The following is a 24572-nucleotide window of genomic DNA, read 5'->3' as shown; positions in this document are numbered from 1 at the left end:
GAATATAACGAAGAAAGACCGCATGAATCACTGGGAGACTTGTCACCATTTGATTACAAGTTGATTAAAAATAAGTCGGAAAACTCTAGTTTAGGTTGGCACTAATAAGGGGAGGTTTACAATTTAAATCCAGTTAAGATACATAATTATTATTTAGTATATTTTATAATAGGTATAATTTATACTTTTCTTGTACCTATAGTGTACTCGTTGTTATAGGTACAAAACTTACCTATATTGTACCTATATCATACTGATTAGGTTTTGCTATTTGTTCCTCAGGTTATCCTTTGGGTAATATTCTAATTATTTATTCCACGCTAAGGATGAAGCAAAAACTCAGCGCTGTTTAAATGCATGGAAGCATCTAAAATAAATAACCTGGATATTTATTGAAAGGAGAGAGTAATTGCCACTTTCCTTAATTCAGCTTTGTTCATTTAACTATTACTTAGTTGGTGACAAAATGTAATCAATTTGTTCGGTGCAAATAGGTTATGGTCAGACATTTAACTACAATAGTTTGGGTTTTTACCTTTTGCATTCACAAAAGCTCTGCTTCTTTTAAAGTTCGAATAAACATTCTTTTGATAAGCTTTAGTCTTAGTCTGTGTTTGTTCGATAATATAGAGCCGTAATGCTTGTTCGAATACCTGGTAATCAATTAAATTCATTCGCTCTTATTTTTCCATGCCTCTACGTGAATTTGGTGTAATAGATTCATGAATCACATCTCAATAATTGCTTTGAATTCATCAGTTACCAGCGATTTTCTAATTTTTTATGCTCAATAAGGAATGATGTCTACTTACTGGTTAAGCTTATCCTCAAATTTAGGCAGATTGTCAGCAAGTGATAAATTTGCATTTTTATATTCATCAGCTTGCGGGAAAATGATATTTATGGCGGTAAGTTGCTGCCAGTAAATTTCTGCAGAAATGAGTTGCAATTCTAAAACGTGTCCGCCAATACGTCTGTTTTCATCAACAAAATGCAAATGAATTCCTTTTGCTTTCATGGGAAACATAAATTCTGGAGTATAAAAGCCCCCTAAGTCCGCCGTGATTTCGCCCGTATTAATTAAAATTGAATCCTCAATAATTGCTGAAATGGCTTTATAAGGCTTGGTTTGTTTGGGGACGCTGCCCAAGGCAATATTAGCGGCATGCGCTTTAATGCGTAATGCTGCGGGATAGTTTTTTGTCGGTACATGCGCTAATAATACGCTCTGCAATTCTTCAATTGATACAATATTTTTTATGGTAAAAGAACGTCCGGCTCCCAAATTTGCTATGGCAGCCCATGGCAGCAATTCACTATCTTCGGCAAGGCGGGTTTGCCCATTTGCACAATGGTAAAATTGATTGTCAATAACGACCAACTCACCATCCAGCGCATGAAATGTGCCAAGTCCAAGGTTACCGTGCTTTTTTAATTCTTTTATGGATAAGCCGCCATCGTAACAACCTTTCGATACGGCTAAAAAGTGTGAGTATTGATACAGAATAGACATATTTTAAATCCTAAGGCGAATTGTATTTATGATGATCCGAAAATAAAAGTTAGTAAAATTGAATTGGTATGAATAACTACAAACGCTTGCATCAAACAGACTTCATTTCTTCTGGCATAGCGCTGATGTCGATGAAAAATGGCTCCCAAACATGTCCGTTAATGTCTTGGAAAGCGCGGCCATACATCCAGCCCTGATCTTGCATTGGCCTGTATTCTTTCCCGCCTGCAGCTATGGCTTTATCAATCATATCGTCTACTGCAGCGCGACTTTCTAGCGACAAGGCAACTAAAACTTCTTTGCTTTTATCTGCATTGGCAAGTTCATGCGCCGGGATAAAGCTTTTAAAAAAATTTTCTTGTAAAAGCATGACAAAACTACTGTCACTGATGATCATGCAGGTGGCATTTTCATCGGTAAATTGGGGATTGAAGGCAAAGCCTAATTGGGTAAAAAATCCTATGGTTTGCTGTAAATTTTTTACGGGTAAATTAATATAAATCTGTCTATTATTTGCTGTGCGTATCGGCATAATAGGCTCCTTGATTTTTGGAGTAAACCCGCATCTTGCTGCGGGTTATGGTGGAATTAATTTTGCATTGATGCAAAGAATTCTTCTGCGTTTTTTTTAATTTCTTCCTGGGATAAGTCTTTAATATGAGTCGCAATCATCCATGCATAACCGAACGGGTCGCGAACTTGTCCTGCCCGATCACCCCAGAATGTGTCTGATAGCGGCATGGTAACTTGAGCGCCGGCAGAAACAGCCTGCTCGAATACTTTGTCGGCGTCGGCTACATAAATGTATAAACTAATAGGTGATGCTCCAAGGGTTTCCGCGCTCTGCGAGCAATTACTGTTTTCTGGCATTTCATCGCCCAGCATAAGAATTGAATTTCCAATTTTTATACTGGCATGCATGATACCGTTACCATTGGGGTTGTGGAATGCATCCAATAATTCAGCGTCAAAAGCTTTTGCATAAAATTCAATGGCTTTTTGTGTATTTTTATACATGATAGTTGGGGTGATGGTGTGATATCCAGCAGGTATGCCATGCGTCATAATTTTTCTCGTGTTAGTTATTGAGTGAAAATTATAGCTTAGGTTCCAGTGATTATTGCAAATTCAAAGGAATTCTTGCCTATATGGATAAAGTCACGGAGTTTGGTGCATCGACACGCGCCTGCACATCTTCCTTGGAATAATGTCTTTTTTCATTGCATGCCAATCCAAACCAGCAACTGTTTTCAAACTGCGTTAACTCATCTAGAAGAAAGGAAGCAAAAGAGTGCACGTGATAACGTGTTTTGTCATCCGTCAGAAAATCATTCACCAGTTTTACGGCAGCGGGTAAGGAGGTTTGTTCCAGTACTTGATTTAACAAAGCAGTGGCACGTTGTTGGCCATAAGCGCCGTGACGTACCCGGGTAAAAAAACCATTAGAACCGCGGTGTGTTGCATGGCCACTATACCATTCTGCATATTTTTCCTGGGCGCTGATGATGGCGTCCTGGAATGAAATCAAAGTTAAAAATTTTGCAGAAGGGCTTTCGGCATTGGGTGCTGGTTCAAATTGCCTTTGGATAAAATGAAAAATTGCCTTTAACACGTCCAAAAAAAATTGTTTTTTTAATTGCCAGTTAGTTTTTAGCTCAGTATTTTCCAGAGTCGAATAATCTATTGTTCTTGCAGCTTGCTCTGTTAAACTGCGATGATGGATATGATTTTCGTTGCGGATAATGTTACGAAGCGCGAGCAAGTATTCTTCATAAGTGGCAAATTCCTTTATATTAAAATTAACTAAAGCAGCTGGTAAAGAACTTGCCAAATCATACTGTTGATTCTCAGCAAATACGGTGTTTTGGTTAAAGTAATGCTGTAAATATAAATTTTCTGATTGCAGCTTTTTCCATCTCTCGGCTTGTTCTTCCGGGGTTAATGGCAGCGGTAGTTCCGGTTCTTTTGTGGAAAAAGCATAAGTTGCAAAGGGAGTCTCAGCTGTGCGTTGGAACGAACCATTGTGGAGTCTGGCCGTTTCCGCGCGTTGCGTCAACTTGCTCATTTGTGCCTTGTATAAAGTTTGACTGTTTAGGTAAAAATATTGGTGAATTTTGCTTTCTGGATCATATACATGCCAAAAACTTTCAGGCGCTGGTTTCCAGGCTGTAGTTAAAAAAGAATTATTGGGATCTATATTGGCCATTTCAGCAACAGTTTGGTTGTTTTGTATGTTAAAACGTAACCACGTATTTGCTTCAACACACCAATAAGGGCCTTCAATGCATACGGTATTTGGGCTTAGATTATCCTTTAAATTTTCCGTTTGCTGGTTTTTCCCTATGTCCGCTTGTTCTTCCGGAGTTAATGGCAGCGGTAGGGGAGGTTTTTCCATAGAAAAAACATAATTTGCAAATGGAGTTTCGGCTGTACGTTGGAAGGAGTTGTTGTGAAATTTTGCCGTTTCAGTACGTTGCGACAATTTATTCGTTTGTGCTCGGTATAAGGTTTTATTGTTTAAGGAAAAATATTGATGGGTTTTACTCTCAGCATTATACACATGCCAAATGCCTTCAGGCGCAGGCTTCCAGGCTGTGGTTAACGAGGTATTGCTGGGATCTATGTTTGCCATTTCAGCAACAGCTTCGTTATTTTCTATATTAAAACGTAACCAGGCTTTTGCTTCAACACACCAATAAGGGCCTTCAATCATCAAATAAACCTCGCCGTAATGTTGTAATAAATTATAAAATAAATTGCATAAAAAATAAACATGAAGTAAGTAAACTAAGCGAACGTTTCGTAACTCGATATATCGACAGGAAATATAGGATGTGTATTTGCCATTATCCCTGACAAGCTATTGCATGGGCATCCGGGTGAATTAATTAAAAGTCCAGCCCAGAAGCAACGCAGCATAATAATGTGTTGTACCTTGCTCACCATTCCAATGCTGGGTTATTGGTATGGAAATTCCAAGCTGCGCGGTGAATTTTTGCGTGGAAAACCAGACTGAAGGAGTGATATAAACAATATTTCCACCGGCATACTGGCCGAAAATTTTATCTTTTTCGCTGTATTGGCCGTCCAATTCCAGCAGCGCTGAAAAAATATAACGGTTGGAAGCGCTGTAAAGATTTTTACCTAAACCCGTTTGATACCAGTATTGTGTACCCAAATGGGCATTGTCGGATGCTTCAATCAATAAAACCCCGGGCGAGGCAAACCACCACCAATCAACAAACATTTCATTATAAGTGGTACCCAAAAAATAGCTTGGTGCGCCAAATCCTGTCGGTGGATTTTTTTTAAGAGAGCCCGTGGGAGCGCTAATTGCTGCTACAACGGTGGCTTGTTTGCTGGCTTTAGCATTATTTGCATTGTAAAACGCATATTCCCCTTGAATGGATGCATCGGCTATCCCTGATGAACGGCTGTCTTGTGCGCTATAGTTTGCTGCGACCGGAATATTGACAAGAATGGATGCGTTATCAGTTATGCCATACAAGAAAGCAGGAACTACAGTGAGCAGGTTCTGGGTCGTGCTGGAAAGATAGTTGGTTTCTAAAAAAAATTGCAGTTGATTTTTATTGATAATATTTTGCCCAAATGAGAAAAAAGGGCCTGGCTGTTGCGATTCACCTAAGGCAAAATTATTAATGCTGGGAGGTTTTATGGCAGGCACTGAAATTGCCTCCACATCCATGGTAAATAACAAAGCAGCTAAAAAATGGCCAAAGACAAGGTGATGGGTTTTATTTTTAAACATAGCAGCCGACAAAATAATATCCTTTTAAAGGTTATTGACCTTATTCCCCAATGCGGTTGTCTTCTTTTTCACCAAAAATAGCGGAAGGGTGAGTATAATATTTAAACTCAAGTAAATTATTACTTGGATCTTGCAGAAAGAAACTTTGGTGTTCAATTTTAGAATGAGCAAATCGGGTTTTTAAAGGGATTGCAAAAGAAATTTTTTGCGTATTTATTCGTTCAATGAACAGATTAAACTCTATTTTCTCAAGAAAGATTAAGCCAAAATGTCTAGGATATATGCTGCCTTGCTCTGCAAGTGGTGCGTCCACTTTATGCGCGACGATTTGGTGCGGGCCGAATTGAAAAATTAATGCACTCGCTGATTCTCGTCCCAATGCAAAGCCAAGCTGCTGGTGATAAAACTGTTTGGCCAGTGCAAAATCATGCACCGGGAAAGCCAGATGAAACAGTGCGTTCATAATGATATCCATTGCCGTATGTGTACCTTATAGCAATTTTCATGAGAATAAAACAACTCTTATTTGCTGTGCCGTACGGATGATATGCGTTTTAAAATAAAAAATTTATGGCATTGAAATTGGTTCATTTTGCATAATTTGTATACAATTATATGATAAAACGGTTAAATTGCTGCCTATGTAATGAAAATTTATTCCAAGGATAGTCAAACAGTTTTCATCCCTCAGTCGGGCCTGGGCTTTACTTTGTTTGAAATTTTACTGGTTTTTGCCCTGGTGGCTACGTTAGCTCTCATTGTGACTCCCATCTATCAACAATCTTCTTATCGAACAAAAATTGATCGCACAATTGCGGATATTAAAGAAATAGAAACAGCCATAGAAAATTATTATGTTGACAATGGCTATAAATATCCTGCGAGCCTTACCGAAATAAATATGAACAACAAACTTGATCCTTGGGGACACCCTTATCAGTACTTAAATATTGCAAGTTTACCAGATAAGGGAAATAACCCTAAAACGCGTAAAGATAAAAATTTGTACCCTTTGAATTCAGATTATGATCTCTACAGTATGGGAGAAGATGGTAAGACGGATTTATCACTTACTTCAGAAGTTAGCGAAGATGATGTCATTCGTGCAAATAATGGCAGCTATGTGGGATTAGGCGAAAATTATTAATTAAGGTTAACGATGAAAATTGAATTAAAATTCTTTCACAGTCGTGTTGCCCGCAGAATTTTTTTGCTGTTCGTCGTTTCCGCATTAATTCCTGTCATCTTACTTGCGCTTTTTCAATTCATGCAAATGGATCGCCAACTTAAAGAAAAAAGTCATATGCAATTGCGCCAGGATGTTAAAAATATGGGGATGCAATTGATTGGCCAATTATTTAATCTGGAAAGTCAGATAAATTTATTAGGGCGCGGTTTGGAAACGGCATTAGCTGAAAAAAAGCTGCCTGCAAAGAGTGGGCATTGGGCGCAATTAGCTCCGGATTTTACCGCACTTACTGTAATGAATCTTGATACGAAGCCGGTTTCGTTAAAAGGGAAACTACTTTCTTTGCCTAAGAAAATGCCGGCCCTACCTCTGCATGGTACCTGGATAAGCTTGAGTAACGTGCCAAACAGCGGGGATAAACAAGTACTCTTGGTTCATAAAGTAGACTTCGGGCATTTTTTAATTGGCGAAGTGCAATTAGATTGGAATTTTGATTTACACCCGGGTGCATTGATTTGGGTTTTAAATTATGACAGGCAAGTGGTTTATACCAATAGCCCTACTTCTGTGCCTCCACAGTTATCGCAATATATGGCAAACCAAGATACAGGAACCTTTACCTGGAGCTTTAATGACCGAAATTACCTGGTGGGCTACTGGCATTTATTCTTAAGAGAGCGCCTGCACAGTGGTAAATGGCTGGTCGTATTAGCAGAACCTGAAACAAATATTTTTTTGCAGGCGCAAAAATTATATTTAATTTTTCTCCCTACCATTCTTTTTGCATTGATTTTAAGCATGTTGTTAAGTCAAGCTCAAATTCGCCGCATTTTAGTGCCTCTGGAAGAATTGAGCAAAGCCACCCGCAGAGTTGCCAGGCGTGATTTTACGCCGATGGTGACTGTAAAAAGTAATGATGAATTCGAGGAGCTGGCGGAAGCATTTAATAAAATGTCCAAGCGTTTGCAACATCAGTTTAAAACATTATCCATTATGTCTTCCCTGGACCAGGCTATCTTGTCCACGCAAGACGCCGAAGAAATATTGCACATCATTTTTAAAGAATTGGATGAGTTGGTGGATTATGATTTATTGATATTAGGTGTACTGGAGCGGGACGATGAACATGCCATGCAATTGATGATTGATTCTCCTGTCTATGAAATACCCAAAGTTCAAAAAGCATTTATTTCCGATAGCGAAATTGAAGCGTTGCGCGCTAATAAGAATATTATTTTAAATTTAGCCGAAGCAGATCCCCCGGGTTATCTGAATGTATTGGCGCAATATCATATGCAGCATACGCTGATTTTTCCCATACTGCATCGTACGCAGCCGGTAGCCATCATTTGTTTGGGATTTGCCAATGCAGCCGCGCTCAAGGAATGCCGCACAGAAGAATTGGCTGACATTTTTTACCGGGCGGCCGTCGCATTTACCTACGCAGAATGGGAAGAACGTTTATACAGGCAAGCTCATTATGATGATTTGACCAATTTACCCAACCGTTTGTTTTTGCGAGACGAAATGAATCAGGCATTGGAACGGGCATCGCTTTATGGCAAGCATTGCGTTCTCATGTTTATTGATTTGGATAATTTTAAAGATATTAATGATACGCTGGGCCATGCCGTGGGCGATCGTTTTTTAAATAAAGTTGCGCATCGCATGCACAATGTAATTGGCAAATACGGTCTTCTTGCCCGGATAGGGGGGGACGAATTCACGTTATTGATGGGGGATTTAGCCAATAAGGAAACTGCAAAACAAAAAGCAACGGAAGCTGCAGAAGCGCTTTTGCATTCTTTCTTGAGACCTTTTTATCTTGGGGAAGTTGAATATCACGCATCGGCGAGCGTTGGCATCGTATTTTATCCTGATGATTGCAAAACCAGCGATGAGCTTTTCAAATTTGCCGATATGTCGATGTATGAAGCTAAAAAAATGGGTAAAAATAATTATGTTTTTTTCTCGGCGCAATTGGAAACAAGCATTCGCGAGCGTAATCAACTCATGCAGGAAATGCATACAGCACTGGAAGAAGAACAATTTATTGTGTACTTCCAACCTAAGGTAAACAGTAAAAAAGGAGAATTAGTTGGCGCGGAAGCTTTAATCCGCTGGCAGCATCCCACTCGCGGCCTTCTCTTCCCTGATTTATTCATGCCTTTGGCTGAAGAATCCAATTTGATTTTTTCCATAGGCGAATGGGTGGTGCAGGCAGCCTGTAAGCAATTATACACATGGAAAAAACAAGGCTATAAATTATCTACCTTGGCGCTTAATATTACCGCCAAGCAGTTTACGCAAAAAGATTTGGGAAACCGCATCCAGCGCATTATTGAACAAACAGGCATTAGTCCGAAGGATTTAGAGTTCGAGGTGACCGAAAGTGCTTTTATTGCCAATTTTGATGAAAGCAATTTGATCCTTAACCAGTTAAGCTGGTTAGGTTGCCGTTTATCTTTGGATGATTTTGGTACGGGTTATTCTTCCATGCATTACTTGCATAAATTGCATCTTGATACAATGAAAATTGATCGAATTTTCATAACTAGTCTTCCAGACGATAAAAAAAATATCAGCATTATCAAAGCTATTATCACTTTAGCAAAAAATCTTAATTTGGAATTGGTGGCAGAAGGAGTAGAAACAAAAGCCCAATCTGAATTATTGTGTGAGCTTGGTTGTGCTATTCAGCAGGGGTTTTATTTCAGTAAGCCTTTGCCGGCAGATGAATTTGAATCTAAATTCTTAATGAAACAGTGATTAAACAAGAATGAGAAATTAAGGCAAGGCTAAATTAAAGCTTAGGTGAGAAATGTCAAGCTCACAATCATTGAATTATATTTTCTCTACATGTCAATTATTGGTTTTATCGGCTGTTATTTTGCATGGGAAGAAGCTCTAAAACTGCCATATTGTTCCTGTGCTGGTTAGAAGCTTCTTCGCCAATAAAGCATCACCAGGGAGTGCCGCCACAACAACTCGGAGCTGCGTAGTTGAAACTGTAAGCACTGCCTCCGCATACATCGCAGCCTGTATTAAATCCGCAGGCACTGAGCGTGAGTGCAGCCGTGGTTAGGCAAATCACTAAAAAGAATCTTTTCATCATCTTCCTTGATTAATTCTTGTATATTAATACTACTTTATGTGTATATATTTTGCAAATAAGGCTTGAACTGTCAATTTATAAAAGCATCAGCTACGCTATTTAAATAAATAAAAAAAGAGAAAATACTTATGAAACAAGGACGTAAGAGCGATACTGATAAGCAGTTCGCCAAGGGAGCTCAAGCCATTCAAGAAAATTTTGCTGCCATCATGGGGAAAATGAAAGAGCAGATGGTTTCTTTGGAAGATGCTATCTTTGCAAAAGATGCAAAAACACGCGCTGAATTGTTGGACCGCATCTTTCATGCCAATCTGGGAATGATGACTACCGGTTTGTCTCCGGCTGCATTGACAGTGGCTTATACCGATTGGCTAGCGCATCTTGCCATTGCCCCCAATAAGCGATTAGAGCTTGCGGAACTTGCGTTTAAACAATTGGCAGACTTTTATAAGAATGTAAGTGAATATCTTTTTGTCCGAGAGACGGCATGTTTCGATATAAAAGATAAACGGCTAAAGCACCGGTTTCAGAGCGATGAATGGAAAGCATGGCCTTTTTGTGCCATTGCACAGGGCTTTTTAAATCTTGAGGAATGGTGGCGGGAAGCTCTCGACATACGCGGTGTCGCAAGAAACCATGAGGATTTAATTTCTTTTGTCTGCTACCAATGGCTGGATGCGTTTTCACCTGAGAATAATATTTTTTTAAACCCAGATGTCATTAAAAAAACGTTGCAAACCAAGGGGAAAAATTTAATTGACGGTTGGCAAAATTGGCAAGAAGATTTTTGGAGATATCTTAAAGGCGAAAGGATAGCAGGCACCGAGAATTTTATTGTCGGTAAAGATGTGGCTGTCACCAAAGGTAAAGTCGTTTTCCGTAATGAGCTTTTTGAGCTTATTCAATACCAAGCCCAAACAAAAATGGTATACCCGGAGCCTATGCTCATCATTCCGGCGTGGATCATGAAATATTATATCCTTGATCTATCGCCACAAAATTCTCTCGTCGATTTCATGGTGAAAAGAGGGCATACCGTTTTTATGATTTCATGGAAAAATCCAGACGCACATTATCGAAATTACGGTATGGAAGATTATTTAAAGAAAGGCATTTTGCAAGCGATGGATGTAGTGACCGATATCAGCGGGCAAGAGCAAATTCATGCCACTGGATATTGCATTGGTGGTACTATATTAACCATGGCGGCATCCTATATGGCTCGTCATAAAAATCGCCACTTAAAGACGATAACCTTGTTTGCTGCGCAAACAGATTTCGAAGAAGCGGGCGAGTTGATGACTTTCATTGATGAAAATCAACTTTGTTATCTGGAAGACATCATGTTTTCCCAAGGGTATTTACGCGGCGATCAAATGTCTGCTGCTTTCGAGTTATTGCGTTCCAAAGAATTAATTTGGTCTAAAGGGGTTGGACGCTATTTACTGGGGGAAAGGCAGCCGTTAAGGGATTTATTGGCATGGAACTCGGATGTTACCCGTCTGCCGTATAAATTACATGCCCAATATTTACGCTACTTTCATTTGGATAATGATTTTGTCAAAGGCGAATATAAAATCGATGGAAAACTAATCGCTTTGGAAGACATCAGGTTGCCTCTTTTTGTTGTGGCAACGGAAAAAGATCACATCGCCCCCTGGAAGTCGGTGTACAAAATACATCTTTACACCAAATGGACCGATATAACGTTTGTTTTGACGAATAAAGGTCACAACGGCGGTATCATTGCAGAGCCAGGGCATGACAATCGCAGTTACCGAATTGGTAAAACCGAAGCGGCTTCTCACTATAAAACGCCCGAAGATTGGTATGAAGAGCAATCCAGCCACCCGGGTTCTTGGTGGCCAGTATGGCACGAATGGATTGCTGCTCACTCGGGCACAAAGATTTCTCCTCCAAGGCTTGGAAATCCCGAAAAAGGATACAAACCAATTTGCAATGCTCCAGGCCGGTACGTAAAAGAACGCTAAAGCTCACTATTTCTTTTGTTTGCCTATTTTGAGTTTTCCAGTTTGGCAGAAAGAGTAATCTTGGCATTGAATAACTTGGAAACCGGACAGCCTTCTTTCGCATTGCGGGCGGCTCGCTCAAAGGTCTCCTGGGTAGCATTGGGTATGACTGCGTTTAAAGTTAAATGCACAGCCGTAATGGCAAATCCATTGTCTGTTTTCTCAAGGGTAACGGCGGCGCTAGTATTGATAGAATCTGCCTGCAAACCTTCTTTTTCCAATTGACCGGATAAGGCCATAGAAAAGCATCCGGCATGAGCCGCTGCCAATAATTCTTCTGGATTCGTGCCTTTACCTTCTTCGAAACGATCGTGAAATGAGTAAGGCGTATCTGCAAGAATCCCGCTTGCTGATGAAAGAGTCCCTTTTCCATTTTTTAACCCGCCCTGCCAGTGCGCTGTTGCTTTCCGTTCCATTTTAATTCTCCTTAAGTGGTGTTTGCATAGTGTAGTAATAGTTTCGGAAAATTTAAACAGCATGGCCATGCGTTTCTTTTCAAGATGTCACGCCATGGTATGTCTTTATCTCGTAAATGTGCCAAGGAGATACACAGGTGTTGCTGTCTCGTTTAATGACACGTCCATTTCATGGCATTCATAATAGAATAGATTTCGTTATCGCCTACTACGATGTGGTCCAATAACCGCGTATCAATAAGTTCCAGCGCGCATTGTAGTTTTGCTGTCACAGCAAGATCATAATCGCTGGCGTCCGATAAGCCGGATGGGTGATTGTGCGCTAAAATAAGGGCTGCAGCATTTAGCTGCAACGTGCGCTCGATAATTGGGCGAGGATGTATGGTTGCTGAATTGATGGTGCCGGTAAATAATTCTTCATAAGTGATGATGCGATGTTGGCTATCCAGGAAGAGGGCTGCAAATGTTTCATTTTTTTTATCGCGCAATTGCCGTTTTAAATAGGCATAAGTTTGATTTGAATTTGTTAGCGCGAAATTTTTTTGCAGGCTGATAAAATCGCTGCGACGGCACATTTCCTTCGCTGCTTGCAATTGTACGTAGCGCACCATCCCAAGCCCTGCGATTTGTTTGAATGCATGCAAATCGCAATTGAGCAAAGAACGCAAATCGCCTAGATGTGTCAATAAATCCTGAGCTAATGTCATGCAGGATTTTTTAGGACTGCCAGAACTGATAAAAGCCGCGAGCAACTCAATGTCGGCCAGGCTTTGCGCGCCGCATAAGAGTAATTTTTCGCGCACGCGCAAGCCGCGGGCGAGGTCGTGGTTGGTCATGATAATTCCTTTATAGCGAGGTTGATGTTTTGATCATATACTTTGCCTACCATGCAAAGCATAAGCAGTATTTTTAATCCGAAACAGATCATCATGCAAGATTTTGAAAATAAAAAGATTATCCTTGGTATTTGCGGTGGGATCGCCGCTTATAAATCAGCCTACCTGATACGGGAGCTAACCCGTTTGGGAGCCGAAGTGCGGGTGGTGATGACCGAGTCGGCCAAACAATTTATTACACCCATGACTTTGCAAGCGCTCAGCGGCAATGAAGTGCGTTCAGAATTGTTTGATCCACAAGCCGAACGAGCCATGGGGCATATTGAGCTGGCGCGCTGGGCAGATTTGCTGCTCATTGCCCCGGCCTCGGCAAATTGTCTGGCAAAAATGGCGCATGGTTTGGCGGATGATTTGCTGTCCACCTTGTATTTGGTTGCGGAAACGCCGGTATTGGTTTGTCCTGCGATGAACCGCAGCATGTGGAAACATCCTGCCACCCAGGAGAATTGCGCATTGTTAAGCCAGCGCGGGGCTATGATTATTGGTCCTGAGGAAGGCATGCAGGCCTGCGGTGAAGAAGGGTTTGGCCGGATGAGCGAAGTGGAGAATATCATTACCGCACTGCGGTTTTATCCGCTTAGAAATTTGCTGCAAGGGCAAAAAATTATGATCACTGCCGGGCCAACGCGGGAAGCAATTGATCCAGTGCGTTATTTAACCAACCGCAGCTCAGGCAAAATGGGCTATGCTCTGGCACAAGCGGCATGCATGGCGGGGGCGGAAGTTCTTTTGATAAGCGGCCCGACTGCTCTGCAACCACCGGTGGGGGTGCGGTTTTCTGGTGTTGAATCAGCACAGGAAATGTTTGCAGCCGTGACGCAGCATTTTGAGCCAGGAATGATATTTATAGGCGCGGCCGCAGTGGCTGATTATCGTGTAGAAACCCCATCGGTTAAAAAACTTAAAAAAAACGAACAGACTTCCTTGACGTGTCATCTGTCGTTAAACCCGGACATTCTCGCAGCAATTGCCGCGAGCAAAAAGGCTAAATTTGTCATTGGTTTTGCGGCGGAAACAAATGATGTCATCATCCATGCGAAAGAAAAATTAAAAAATAAACAATTGGATATGATTATAGCCAACCAAGTAGGTGCTGGCATTGGTTTTGATAGTGACGATAATCAAGTGACGGTACTGACCTCTGAAACGCAAAAAGTCTTACCCTTCACCCACAAAGCAAGAATTGCAGGGCAAATTGTTGCAATCCTTGCTGCAAGCTTGCAAAATGCCGCATTATAAAGCGAAGAGGACGCATTTTGTACGGATTTTATGACATGAGGATTATATGGAACACACCATTCAATTAAAAATTCTGGATTCGCGCCTAGGCGATACAATCCCATTGCCAACTTATGCGACATCCGGTTCAGCCGGTTTGGATTTACGGGCATGCATTGACGCCCCCTTGCAAATGGCCGCACAAGAAACCATTCTCATTCCTACCGGCATTGCCATATACATTGCTGATCCAAACTTGGCGGCGGTCATTTTACCGCGTTCAGGACTGGGCCATAAACATGGTATTGTTTTAGGCAATTTAGTTGGTCTTATTGATTCGGATTATCAAGGTGAATTAAAAATTTCTTGCTGGAATCGCAATCAAGAGCATTTCACCATTAATCCTGGTGAACGCATCGCACAACTGGTTTTTTTACCCATTGTTAAAGCGGATTTCAAACTTGTAAATTCATTTAGCGAAACGTCTCGCGGCGAGGGCGGTTTCGGTAGTTCCGGGAGAAATTGATGCAAATACGGCCGAATTACCAATACAAAGCCATAGAACGCAGTGTTTTTCGCGCCTATGACATTCGCGGCATTGTGGGTACACAATTAGATGAAAATGCTTATTACAGTATTGGTAAGGCAATTGCCTGTCGTCTGCAAGAGCTTGAGCGCGGCAGTATTTTCCTGGCGCGCGATGGGCGCCTGACCAGCCCGGGATTGGCTGCGGCATTAAAAACAGGTTTATTGGAAAGCGGCATGCATGTCATTGATCTGGGGGCAGTACCCACGCCGGTGATGTATTACGCCACGTGTCATTATCCTACTGATTGTGGCCTCATGGTAACCGGCAGCCATAACCCGGCCGATTATAATGGCATAAAAATGGTCTTGGCTGGAAAAACGTTGGCGAATGCCGATATCGACACCCTGTATGCTTTACACAATAAAGGAGTATGCATAGCCGGAAAGGGACGGGTCGAGGAACTGGATATTCTCACACAATACCGTGAACGCATCATCAGTGATGTGCAGTTGCACCGCCCATTCAAAGTCGTAGTGGATTGCGGAAATGGCATTGCCGGGCTTATTGCGCCATATATCATCGAGCAGTTAGGATGTGAAGTCATACCCTTATATTGTGAAGTGGACGGACGCTTCCCCAACCATCATCCTGATCCCTCTGTGGAAAGCAATTTGCATGATTTAAAAACTGCTGTGGCCATGCATCGCGCCGATATGGGGTTGGCATTTGACGGGGATGCTGACCGCTTGGGTGTCATCACCGATTGTGGCGAACTGATATGGCCTGATCGTCTGATGATGCTTTATGCTCTGGACGTACTGAAACGCTCTCCACAAGCTACAATCGTTTACGATGTAAAATGCTCCAGCCACTTGGCCGAGATCATTAAACAAGCGGGCGGAAGCGCGAAGATGTGCCCAACAGGGCATTCCATCGTAAAGGGGGTAATGAAGCAAGAAAATGCATTACTCGCAGGGGAAATGAGTGGCCATATCTTTTTTAAGGATCGCTGGTATGGCTTCGATGACGCAATTTACAGTGCTTGCCGTTTACTGGAAATTTTAAGCCAGTCCGTGCAATCTGTAAGTGAACAATTTGCAGCAATTCCAAACAGCATCAATACGCCTGAAATTAAAATTCCTATCGCTGAAGATAAAAAGTTCAGCTTCATGGAGCTTTTTAAACAGCACGCTTCTTTTCCAGGCGCGCACGTTATTGATATCGATGGCTTACGCGTTGAATTTGCAGATGGTTGGGGCTTGATCCGTGCATCCAACACCACACCTTGCCTGGTGGTGCGTTTCGAAGCCAAAGATGAGGCAAGCCTTAGTGAAATCCAAAGGTTATTTAAAGCCTCCATTCACACAATCGATCCGCAATTGGAAATTCCATTCTAGACAAGCTTGGCTACATAGAGAGTCATGGTCAAAGGTTGTTTATGCTGGTGGCGTCCAGTAATATTTTCTTGATGGATAAGCTGCATGCCGTATGGTTTGCATAATGAGGCGATGTAATCAGGATGATGGCAAAAGCGGGCACTTTCCTGAAGCCTCCAGGAATCCTCTGCACAATTTTCCGTGGTGAATAAAAATATGCCTTGTTTGTGCAAGTGTTGACCCACTTGTTTGAACAAAGGTTGCAGATCGCCGAAATAAGGCAATACGTCCGCGGCCACCACCAGATCATAAATCTGGTTGTCTTTCTTTAGAAAAGTAAGCAAATCGGCAGCAGCCAATTCATCATAAATCCCTTTGCATTCCGCTTGTTCCAGCATTTTTGCAGCCACATCAACACCAGTGAGGTGTTGACTTATTTCCCGCAAAACGCTGCCGCTTAACCCGGTTCCACACCCTAAATCCAACGCTTTCTCGACGTTTAAAACATGCAATTGATGCAGCACGCGGCTTATATGTTGCGGCAGGGAATATTGCAGCACGCCTTGTACATGTTGGTCATAATAAAGCGCATAATTATTAAAAAGATTGCTTATGTAATTAAGGCTTGGTTTTGGCTGTTTTTCACTACCGGTCAAAGCACTTAACATGAATTGGCTGGCCGCATCGTGTGGATTGGCAGCTACTGCCCGTTTTAAATAATTGATGGCTTGCTCGCGTTGTTCCAAACGAATGTAAATAGCGGCCAGATTATTTAATGCGGCAAAGTGATTTTCGTTTAATTCAAGGATGCGTTCAAAATGGGCAATCGCTTCTTGCAAATGCCCTAAAGTCATTTGCGCAACCCCTGCATTATATAAATATTCAATGTTATCAGGCTCTTGTTTAAGCAGCACATCGTAATGCATCAAGGCATTTTCGAAACGGTCATGATGCATGAATGTCGCGGCAAGATTATTGCGTGCATCCAGGTGATCAATGTTTAAAGCCAGAGCTTTGGTGAAATAATCAATTGCCACTTGCGCCTGTTTCCGCTTTAGGGCGATAACACCCATGTTGACCAAAGTTTCCACATGTTCATCATCAATACTCAAGGCAGTTTGAAATGCAGCTTCAGCTTCCTCCAGGCCGTCTTTTGCAAGAGCCAGCACGCCTAAATAAAAATGCGCATCCACGTGGTTTGGATTTAGATTGATAACATTCGTAAATTGCTTTTTAGCTGCGGCAAGTTCTTGTTGCCTGAGTAAAAGTAAACCTAAGTTATAGTGCGCAGCAGCAAAATCAGGTTCAGCGTGTACAGCCAGACGATAATGGTTTAATGCTTGCTGGTATTGTTGCTGCAGGGCATATACTGCCGCCAAATTATTATGTGCCTGCGCATAATCGGGTTTTAGTTGCAGCGCTTGCTGATAATGCTGCACGGCTTTATCCAACCATCCTGATTTTTTATAGGCATTGGCGAGATTGTTATGTAACGTGGCGTCATCGGGATTCAAGCTTAAGGCTTTTAAGAAATATTCAATGGCTTTGGGCATATCGACCAGTTGCGCATGGGCTAATCCTAAAAAATGCAGGGCATCAAGGTGCCCAGGCGTTAAGTTTAAGATTTGCTCATAGAGTTCTATCGCTTTTGATAATTCATTCTTTTGCTGGAAACGGTAAGCTTCGGCAAAAAGGGAACTTATGTCCGCATTCATTTGGCAATGTCCGATGAGTGAAAATTAAATATCGCCTAAGTTGGCAAGTAGCGAGCGCAATGCTAAGGCACGATGGCTTATTTCATTCTTAATTTTAGCAGGCAGTTCGGCGACCGTGCATTGATATTGCGGTACGTAAAACACTGGATCATACCCAAATCCCTGTCTTCCCTTAGGTTCTAACGTGATAAAACCAAAAAACTTGCCGGTTGCAATCAACGGGGTAGGGTCTTTTGCATGTTTTACCAAGGCAATGGCGCAATAAAAATAAGCTCCCCGTTGTTTTTCAGGGATCCCCTGCAGCTTTTCTAACAGTAATGCAATATTGTCTTCACTGCCGGCATGTGGCCCTGCAAAGCGGGCTGAATAAATGCCTGGTTGTCCATCAAGAATGGGGACGACCAAACCTGAATCATCTGCAAGCGCTGGTTTATGGCTCTCTGCCGCTGCGTGGCGGGCTTTAAGAATGGCGTTTTCAATAAAACTCAAGCCCGTTTCTTCAGCATCGTCGATGCCTAAGGATTGTTGCGTAATACAATGTATCGGAGCTAGCAGGGATTGTAATTCTGCAATTTTGCCAGCGTTACCAGTCGCAAGTATAAGTTCTTTCATGAAAAAATTTTAATAAATAACGAGCGTGCATTATAACCGATACCATACCATTCGCAGCTTTCAAGGAGTTAAAAATGTCCGCCTGGATGTAGGTAAACCGTCGCAAAAAAAATCTTTAGGAGCCACATGTAACCAGGTAGTTAGGAGATAAATTACCGTTGGAATGGCTTTAAAGAAATAAATAAAATTTTAAGATAAAAGATTTGATCATAGCTATCTTTGGCAATAACCGGCTGATAAGCCGGTAAATTCATTCATTCAACTCAATTACCATGACTTTAACTGGATGATTGCTGATGTTTTCATCAGAATGTAATTCATTGGCGATGTCTTTTTTCAGAAAATAAGCCGTATCTTTTTTAAGTTGCAGATAGTGGATTTTCCCTTTATCGTTTGTAATTTTTAGAAGCCCGTCGCTCAGTGCAATCAACACGCGATTATTCTCATGACGATGCATGGCCAACTGCTGTGCCGATGAGGGGTAAATGATAGTTTTCCAAACATTCACTTGTTTATTAGAAAATTGCGTGATGCGTTTGGATGAGACTGTCTCTGCTTGAGCCACTTGCAATAAAATCGAACCAAGCAGAATCAATGAAAATCGCTTCATCAGGAATCCTTGCTAATTGAAAATAGTTTATGCGTCAACGCCAATATAAATGCTAATTTCGTTGGGGGCAGTATATGCTTCAAAGTCGCTTAAAAAATTACGTTTGTGATTGGTTTTGCCAGCAAAATAATCCCAAATTTGTTGCCATGCTGCAATCACCGTAGCTGGCATAGGGCCTGTATCTTTAAAGACAAGATAATTACCGGACTGAATATTAACCGAATTCAATGCATTGGCAACAATATTCTCAGCAATCCCTGCAGTTAATGTATAAAAGCCGTTGGCGTCGGATTCATAATCCGCATAAACGCCAAAGGCAGGGGTTTTTCCGGCTAAATCACTAGCATAAAATTGCTGCCAGATGGCTGGTATTTTAGCTTTGCCAGGATCAAATTCATCACGATTGCAGGTTCTTACGCTAAACCCTGTAATAGTAAAGCCCGCAATTTGTTGCAGGATGGGTTTTGTATTTGACATCATTATTCTCCTTGCGTTTTGTGGTTGTGTTGCATGGCTTGTGCTATTTGCTGCATATCATGTTCGCTAAGCTCAAAGAGCCCAAAACGAAATGGATATCCCCAATTCTTTTTACCTTGCGTGAAATCCAATTGATTTAAAAGCGGTGCAATAAATGTTTCTTGCGCGTCAAACCAAAGAACGTCACGCCGAAACGGGCAAAAGCCATTTCCCATGTCGACTTGATAAGGTACCCCTGGTTTGACTGAGCCTATGGCAGTAAACGATTGTAATTTATCCTTGCCGCGAAAAGTAACGGTTGGGGAATAATAAACGACCCAATCATGCGGGTGCAGGCGCAATAAAGGTGCTTTTTTACCGTGGCAGACTTGCATGAAACCCAATTGACGTCCTACCCGCACATGCTCGGCAGCAGCAACAGCTAGCCAATTACGCTTCATAGGTTTGTCCTGTTATTAAGGTGAATTTATTTTAATAGGGAGGGCTGACAATTTATGTCAGTAGTCTTCTTGCAGAATCGCGATGCCTTTCTTTTATTAATTGCATATAATTTAGTTAAGTGATTTTGTGGTCTTACTGAAAGGGTAAATACAGCTTGAACAAAACAATTGAAGTAGATGGATTTAAACTTGGCTATACCACAGTTGGTGAAGGTAAACCTTTACTGGTTATCGGCAGTCATGTGTATTATCCCAGGACCTTTTCCGGTTCTTTATATAAGCATTTTAAATTTATTTTTATGGATCACCGCGGTTTTGGCCAAGCAACCAAGCCCTATAATCCGCAGGATTTTTCTTTGCAAAAGCTAATTGCCGATATCGAAGCGATGCGCAAGCATTTACAGTTAGAACAACTGTTGTTGCTTGGGCATTCGGGGCACGCTTATTTTGCCCTGGAGTACGCCAAGCAATTTCCAGAGCGTGTATCGCATTTAATTTTACTCGCCGTTAGTCCTGATGCGAAATTAAGCAGCGTTGAAGCTGCCAACCGCGGTTTTGAAGAATCCGTCTGCCCCTGGCGTAAATATTTACTGGCGCAACGGTTGGCTATATTGGAAGAAGAAATAAAAGCTAAAATAAGGCCGGAATTTATTGCCCGCCTGCTCGCGTTTAGCCCGATGCTTTGGTATCAAGCTGATTATGATGCCACCCCTTTATGGGAAGGAGTGCATATCATTCCTGAAATGTTTGCAGAAGTGTGGGGAAAATGTTTTCCCACACTGGATATCACTAAAAATCTTGATGTTTTGCAATGCCCTATTTTTTTAGGGTTGGGACGTTATGATTATTGGAATCCTCCTTACTTTTGGGAAGCAGTACGCGATCGCTTTTCTCGCCTGACGATACGGGTGTTTGAACAAAGCGGCCATACACCGCAGCTTGAGGAGCCTGAGTTGTTTAATAAAATCTTGCTGGATTGGGTAATTCAGTCGGTTTAGACGAGCGTATTTAAGCTGGTTTTATGGTGCATCCAATTCACTTATTATCATTATGGCTTGAGGAAGAAAAAGTTGCCGGAGCAAATTATGCTCAACATGCCGTATTGTCGACTGTAGATATTTCCGGTAAACCGCGTGCACGTGTTGTGGCTATCCGTGACATACAAGAAGATAAAATAATTTTCTTTACTCAAAAAAGAACGCAAAAAGTTACAGAAATCAATGCCTGCAGCGCAGTAGCGCTCACGTTTTGGTTTGAGCGTTTCCAAAGAGAAGTGATAATTGAAGGCGAAGCAGGGTTGCTGTCTATTGAAGATAATAAACGTTATTGGGACACTTATCCAAAGTGGGCGCAATTGCGTTTTTGCAGTTACGCCCCTTCCTCAGGATTAGCAATAGACAACAAACAAATTCTGCAAAACATACAATTGCAACTTGAGCAAAAATATTCAAATAACCCGGTTCCTTTCAGTACCGATTATTGTGGTGTTTTTGTGAAACCCAGGCGCTTTGTATTATACGCCTATCGTCTGGATGAATTGTCCGATGTTTGGGAATATGAGCTTCATGGTTGTAATTGGCTAAAGAGGCGGCTGTCGCCTTAATGATGAAACGATGATTTGGAAACAAGTGTTATGCATCCGGTATTTTTTATTTTTGGTTTTGGTTACACCGCACAATGTTTAGCGGTAAAGCTGCATGCTTTGGGGTTTGAAGTTGCAGGAACTACCCGATGCCAGGAGAAGATCCTTGACGCCAACTTAAAGGGGCAATTGCTGGATTTTGCAGCGATGGATATAGAAAAATATTTGGCACAGGCAACTCATATTTTAGTTTGCATCCCGCCGGTCGCTGCGGGGGGGGATTGCGTTTTAACAAAGTATGGAAGTTTGCTTGCACATTATTCCAGCAATATTCAATGGTTAGGTTATCTTTCTTCAACTGGAGTTTATGGAAATTATGACGGGCAATGGGTGGATGAACGATCACCCTGTATCCCACAAAGTGGCCATGGTCGTTTAAGGCTCAATGCAGAAAAAGACTGGATACAGTTTGCCGAGAAAAATCAGCTGCCATTGCAGATATTTAGATTAGCTGGAATTTATGGGCCGGGAAGAAGTGCTCTGGAAAGAATACGAGCCGGAAAACCCTATAGTATTTTTAAAAAAGGGCAGGTATTTTCAAGAATTCATGTGGAAGACATAGTTTCTATATTGATTGCCTCCATGCATGCCATAAGCCCTTTCTCAATGTATAATGTGGCGGATGATGAACCTGCCCCCTCGCATCTGGTCGATGCTTATGCCGCTTATTTACTGCATCAGCCGCCGCTGCCTTTGCTTGCTGTTGAGAAGGCTGGTTTATCGCCAATGGAAAAGGAATTTTATGCCAATAATCGCCGGGTTTCGAACAGTAAGATTAAGCAAGAGTTGCAAGTGACATTGCAATACCCAACCTTTCGCGAAGGATTGCAGCAAGTTCTTGCTTTCATGCTTCGTAATAAGTCGGTGCAATGACGATATCGCGTATGCAAATACTTTTTGGTTGTTCATAAATCCAAAGCAGCATTTTTGCAATCTCGTCAACAGGAATAACTTGTTCATCGTGCAAGTCCGATTGCATTAACAGAGGCGTTTTCACTTTCGCTGGCGAAAAATTGCAAATTCGAATGCCGAATTTTGCATAGGCTGCTCTTAAGGATTCACTCAAGCTTTTTACCGCTGCTTTGCTAGCGGCATAAGTTGCCAGCTGCGGCCGTGAGTGCCGATCGGCCAGTGAGCTGATGTTGATAATAGTACCAGAGCGGCGCGATTTCATGCCAGGCAATACAGTTTCCATGCCATGAATCACACCCAGCAAATTCACGTGCACCATGCGTTCATGCTCTTGCTGTGTCAGAGTATCGAAATCGCCTGTTTTACCAAATCCCGCATTGTTAATCAGGCAATCAACAGGTCCATACTTTTCTTCGGCTTGCTGTACTGCGCGCTGGAATGCATTAAAATCGGTCACATCGGTTTCAATACAGATGCTTTCTTTTAGATTTAATGCATGCAAAGCGTGAATATTCCTCGCTAGTAATCCCAGTGGAAAACCCACTTGCGCGAATAGCCTTGCAGCACTCGCACCAATGCCAGAACTTGCGCCTGTTATGAGGATTAAGGGTTTTGTTAATTTTGAATCCATGCAATACTCGCCAAACCTCGATTGCAAGTACTATAACCTTATACGATGAAAATGTTTATTGTATTGCTGCCTTGTGCTGTATTTTTTTATGATCCCTAGTATCTATTTTCATTTTGTTCTATAATTTTACCATGTGTGTTAAATTTGAGTTGTCATGAGCATTCCTGCCTATCCAAAAGCATTAATTCAGTTAATGACTAACCATGCAAAAAACTTGCATACAAAGAATGAAGCCAATGTGCCTAATGATGTGCCTTTGCCAGTTGAATATAACGAAGGCGTTGTGCGTGAAATGCAGGTAAAAGACAGTGTTGAATTTAACATCGATGCAAATGACATGCCGCTTGAGGTGGAAAAAAATTTAAAGGCTAACTTAGGGCCTGTCGATACCGAGGCAGAACTGAGTGCACATGGCCTTAAAGATAAAAAAGATTTTTCGGCAGAAATTGAAGAAGCAGCTTCGCTGCGTCCTTCGCTAAAACCATATTAAAACCATCAATAAATGGTATGTGGCAAACATAGAATGCTAATTTTCTTCATCCAGCCATTTTTCAGTTCGTTTCCTCCATTCTGCATAGCAGTCATTACCGCAAAAATATCGAACATAATCTTCGCCCTCAAAAGAATTTGCCGCTGATTTGGGAACGAGTTTCAGGCAGGTAAAACAGCTTTCAGTTTCACAGTTTTCTAAACTGAATTGCTCAAAGGATGTTAACTGGGATAAAGGTTTTCTATCTTCTTCTGCGTGCGGTTTGAGCCTTTCTTGCGGATATCCCAAAGCCAGTCCACCAATAAGAGCGTGTTCTTTGGGAAGTGCTATGCGCTCACGGGTAAAAAAATCATCAAGAGTTACCCAGCAACAGCCGATCCCAAGAGCTTGCGCTGCTAGCCACATGTTCTGCATGGCTGCAGCAGCGCTGTAAATATGCTGGTTATGTTGTTTTAACCATGGATCAATATTAATTTCTGTATCGACTGTGACCAGTATTAAAAGTTGTGCATGGCTAAGAAAGGAGGCGTGGCGGGTTTTCTCAGCTAACGCACGCAGATTTTCCCTATTTCTGATCAGGGTAAAATGCCAAGGCTGCGAATTTAAAGGGCTTGGTGCATATTGACCGGCTTTAAGGATACTTTCTATATCTTTTTCATGCACTTCTTTTCCAGAATACGCACGTACGGCGCGTCTTTGCTTGATTAATCCCAGGATATCCATATCTTTCTTCCCATTGTTTCTCTTTTATAATTTATAGGCGGTGGCCTATTTTTGGCAAACATTTCTGCCGATATATTACAAAAACGAATCGCTATATATCTTTGCCGATGAAACGCCAGCAAGAATGTCTTTGTTTTTAATTTGTTGGTAGGCAACGTCCCTAAAGTTTTTTAGACAAGATTTCATCTTAAATTGAGCACAAATTTTTCTATTTCACTTCGATCTACCCCCTCTCCCGCGATAGGAGCTTTGATAGTATGATGATGCCC

At 41.7% G+C, this 24572-nt stretch carries 25 protein-coding genes; 10 read left to right on the top strand and 15 right to left on the bottom strand.

Annotation, left to right across the window (positions count from 1 at the left end; all coding sequences use genetic code 11):
* Positions 1–808: 808 nt before the first annotated feature.
* The 6 genes from ELY11_RS10845 to ELY11_RS10820 form a co-directional block, all read right to left on the bottom strand.
* Positions 809–1513: an acetolactate decarboxylase gene (locus ELY11_RS10845; RefSeq protein ID WP_126954679.1), complete on the bottom strand. Its 705-nt coding sequence runs from the start codon at positions 1511–1513 to the stop codon at positions 809–811.
* Between the two features lie 91 nt (positions 1514–1604).
* On the bottom strand, positions 1605–2045 hold the full coding sequence (locus ELY11_RS10840) for a VOC family protein (RefSeq protein WP_127033459.1): 441 nt from the start codon (positions 2043–2045) through the stop codon (positions 1605–1607).
* Between the two features lie 56 nt (positions 2046–2101).
* Positions 2102–2578, bottom strand: a complete 477-nt coding sequence (locus tag ELY11_RS10835) for a VOC family protein (RefSeq protein ID WP_127033457.1) — start codon at positions 2576–2578, stop codon at positions 2102–2104.
* Between the two features lie 79 nt (positions 2579–2657).
* A complete protein-coding gene (locus tag ELY11_RS10830; RefSeq protein ID WP_126954682.1) occupies positions 2658–4226 on the bottom strand; it encodes a hypothetical protein in 1569 nt (522 codons plus the stop codon).
* A gap of 171 nt (positions 4227–4397) precedes the next feature.
* Positions 4398–5294 carry a hypothetical protein gene (locus tag ELY11_RS10825; RefSeq protein ID WP_233579839.1) on the bottom strand — a complete coding sequence of 299 codons (897 nt, stop codon included), beginning with the start codon at positions 5292–5294 and terminating at the stop codon, positions 4398–4400.
* A 28-nt stretch (positions 5295–5322) separates the two neighbouring features.
* The gene (locus ELY11_RS10820; protein ID WP_126954683.1) at positions 5323–5745 is read right to left on the bottom strand and encodes a VOC family protein; all 423 of its coding nucleotides are present in this window, start codon (positions 5743–5745) and stop codon (positions 5323–5325) included.
* A gap of 183 nt (positions 5746–5928) precedes the next feature.
* On the opposite strand from ELY11_RS10820, the gene ELY11_RS10815 reads away from it, so the two are divergent.
* The 3 genes from ELY11_RS10815 to ELY11_RS10805 all read left to right on the top strand — a co-directional run bounded on the left by ELY11_RS10815 (position 5929) and on the right by ELY11_RS10805 (position 11577).
* On the top strand, positions 5929–6429 hold the full coding sequence (locus ELY11_RS10815; RefSeq protein WP_126954684.1) for a prepilin-type cleavage/methylation domain-containing protein: 501 nt from the start codon (positions 5929–5931) through the stop codon (positions 6427–6429).
* Positions 6430–6441: 12 nt separating this feature from the next.
* Positions 6442–9240: an EAL domain-containing protein gene (locus ELY11_RS10810; RefSeq protein WP_127033456.1), complete on the top strand. Its 2799-nt coding sequence runs from the start codon at positions 6442–6444 to the stop codon at positions 9238–9240.
* Between the two features lie 474 nt (positions 9241–9714).
* Positions 9715–11577: a PHA/PHB synthase family protein gene (locus tag ELY11_RS10805; protein WP_233579837.1), complete on the top strand. Its 1863-nt coding sequence runs from the start codon at positions 9715–9717 to the stop codon at positions 11575–11577.
* Positions 11578–11600: 23 nt separating this feature from the next.
* On the opposite strand, the gene ELY11_RS10800 is transcribed toward ELY11_RS10805, so the two are convergent.
* Positions 11601–12032, bottom strand: coding sequence for an OsmC family protein (locus ELY11_RS10800; RefSeq protein WP_126954686.1), 432 nt, complete (start codon positions 12030–12032; stop codon positions 11601–11603).
* 152 nt (positions 12033–12184) lie between these two features.
* Entirely contained in the window at positions 12185–12871 is a 687-nt protein-coding gene (gene radC, locus ELY11_RS10795) for a RadC family protein (RefSeq protein WP_371923173.1), read from the bottom strand.
* A gap of 90 nt (positions 12872–12961) precedes the next feature.
* On the opposite strand from radC, the gene coaBC reads away from it, so the two are divergent.
* The 3 genes from coaBC to ELY11_RS10780 are packed head-to-tail and all read left to right on the top strand — an operon-like array spanning position 12962 to position 16072.
* On the top strand, positions 12962–14167 hold the full coding sequence (gene coaBC / locus ELY11_RS10790) for a bifunctional phosphopantothenoylcysteine decarboxylase/phosphopantothenate--cysteine ligase CoaBC (RefSeq protein ID WP_127033454.1): 1206 nt from the start codon (positions 12962–12964) through the stop codon (positions 14165–14167).
* Positions 14168–14213: 46 nt separating this feature from the next.
* Entirely contained in the window at positions 14214–14672 is a 459-nt protein-coding gene (dut, locus tag ELY11_RS10785) for a dUTP diphosphatase (protein WP_127033452.1), read from the top strand.
* Complete coding sequence (locus ELY11_RS10780; protein WP_127033451.1) at positions 14672–16072, top strand: phosphomannomutase/phosphoglucomutase; 1401 nt, start codon at positions 14672–14674, stop codon at positions 16070–16072. The genes dut and ELY11_RS10780 overlap by 1 nt, the downstream gene beginning before the upstream one ends.
* Here ELY11_RS10780 and ELY11_RS10775 read toward each other — a convergent pair.
* The 5 genes from ELY11_RS10775 to ELY11_RS12520 form a co-directional block, all read right to left on the bottom strand.
* Positions 16069–17766, bottom strand: a complete 1698-nt coding sequence (locus ELY11_RS10775; protein WP_127033449.1) for a tetratricopeptide repeat protein — start codon at positions 17764–17766, stop codon at positions 16069–16071. The genes ELY11_RS10780 and ELY11_RS10775 overlap by 4 nt on opposite strands.
* A gap of 24 nt (positions 17767–17790) precedes the next feature.
* Positions 17791–18378, bottom strand: coding sequence for an RdgB/HAM1 family non-canonical purine NTP pyrophosphatase (rdgB, locus tag ELY11_RS10770; RefSeq protein WP_127033447.1), 588 nt, complete (start codon positions 18376–18378; stop codon positions 17791–17793).
* Between the two features lie 250 nt (positions 18379–18628).
* The gene (locus tag ELY11_RS10765; protein WP_126954693.1) at positions 18629–18988 is read right to left on the bottom strand and encodes a cupin domain-containing protein; all 360 of its coding nucleotides are present in this window, start codon (positions 18986–18988) and stop codon (positions 18629–18631) included.
* Between the two features lie 27 nt (positions 18989–19015).
* The gene (locus ELY11_RS12525) at positions 19016–19468 is read right to left on the bottom strand and encodes a GyrI-like domain-containing protein (RefSeq protein WP_199737807.1); all 453 of its coding nucleotides are present in this window, start codon (positions 19466–19468) and stop codon (positions 19016–19018) included.
* Positions 19468–19905, bottom strand: coding sequence for an EVE domain-containing protein (locus ELY11_RS12520; RefSeq protein WP_199737804.1), 438 nt, complete (start codon positions 19903–19905; stop codon positions 19468–19470). The genes ELY11_RS12525 and ELY11_RS12520 overlap by 1 nt, the downstream gene beginning before the upstream one ends.
* A 155-nt stretch (positions 19906–20060) precedes the next feature.
* Here ELY11_RS12520 and ELY11_RS10755 point away from each other — a divergent pair, with 155 nt between their 5' ends.
* Genes ELY11_RS10755 through ELY11_RS10745 form a run of 3 tightly spaced genes read left to right on the top strand, consistent with a single transcriptional unit; the run spans position 20061 to position 22420 of the window.
* On the top strand, positions 20061–20903 hold the full coding sequence (locus ELY11_RS10755; RefSeq protein WP_127033445.1) for an alpha/beta fold hydrolase: 843 nt from the start codon (positions 20061–20063) through the stop codon (positions 20901–20903).
* Positions 20904–20926: 23 nt separating this feature from the next.
* Positions 20927–21508 (top strand): pyridoxamine 5'-phosphate oxidase family protein, encoded by a 582-nt coding sequence (locus ELY11_RS10750; RefSeq protein ID WP_127033444.1) that lies wholly within the window; start codon positions 20927–20929, stop codon positions 21506–21508.
* A 30-nt stretch (positions 21509–21538) separates the two neighbouring features.
* Positions 21539–22420 carry an SDR family oxidoreductase gene (locus tag ELY11_RS10745; protein ID WP_127033442.1) on the top strand — a complete coding sequence of 294 codons (882 nt, stop codon included), beginning with the start codon at positions 21539–21541 and terminating at the stop codon, positions 22418–22420.
* Here ELY11_RS10745 and ELY11_RS10740 read toward each other — a convergent pair.
* Entirely contained in the window at positions 22392–23090 is a 699-nt protein-coding gene (locus ELY11_RS10740; RefSeq protein WP_126954697.1) for an SDR family oxidoreductase, read from the bottom strand. The two genes, ELY11_RS10745 and ELY11_RS10740, sit on opposite strands and share 29 nt — an antisense overlap.
* 154 nt (positions 23091–23244) lie before the next feature.
* On the opposite strand from ELY11_RS10740, the gene ELY11_RS10735 reads away from it, so the two are divergent.
* On the top strand, positions 23245–23580 hold the full coding sequence (locus ELY11_RS10735) for a hypothetical protein (protein ID WP_127033441.1): 336 nt from the start codon (positions 23245–23247) through the stop codon (positions 23578–23580).
* A gap of 36 nt (positions 23581–23616) precedes the next feature.
* Here ELY11_RS10735 and ELY11_RS10730 read toward each other — a convergent pair whose 3' ends face one another.
* Complete coding sequence (locus ELY11_RS10730; RefSeq protein ID WP_127033439.1) at positions 23617–24303, bottom strand: DUF3330 domain-containing protein; 687 nt, start codon at positions 24301–24303, stop codon at positions 23617–23619.
* Between the last annotated feature and the right edge of the window lie 269 nt (positions 24304–24572).

The organism is Legionella septentrionalis, assembly GCF_003989745.1.
GTDB lineage: Bacteria > Pseudomonadota > Gammaproteobacteria > Legionellales > Legionellaceae > Legionella_A > Legionella_A septentrionalis.
Note: the sequence above shows the minus strand (reverse complement) of the source record. Positions and strands in the feature narration are given on the sequence as shown.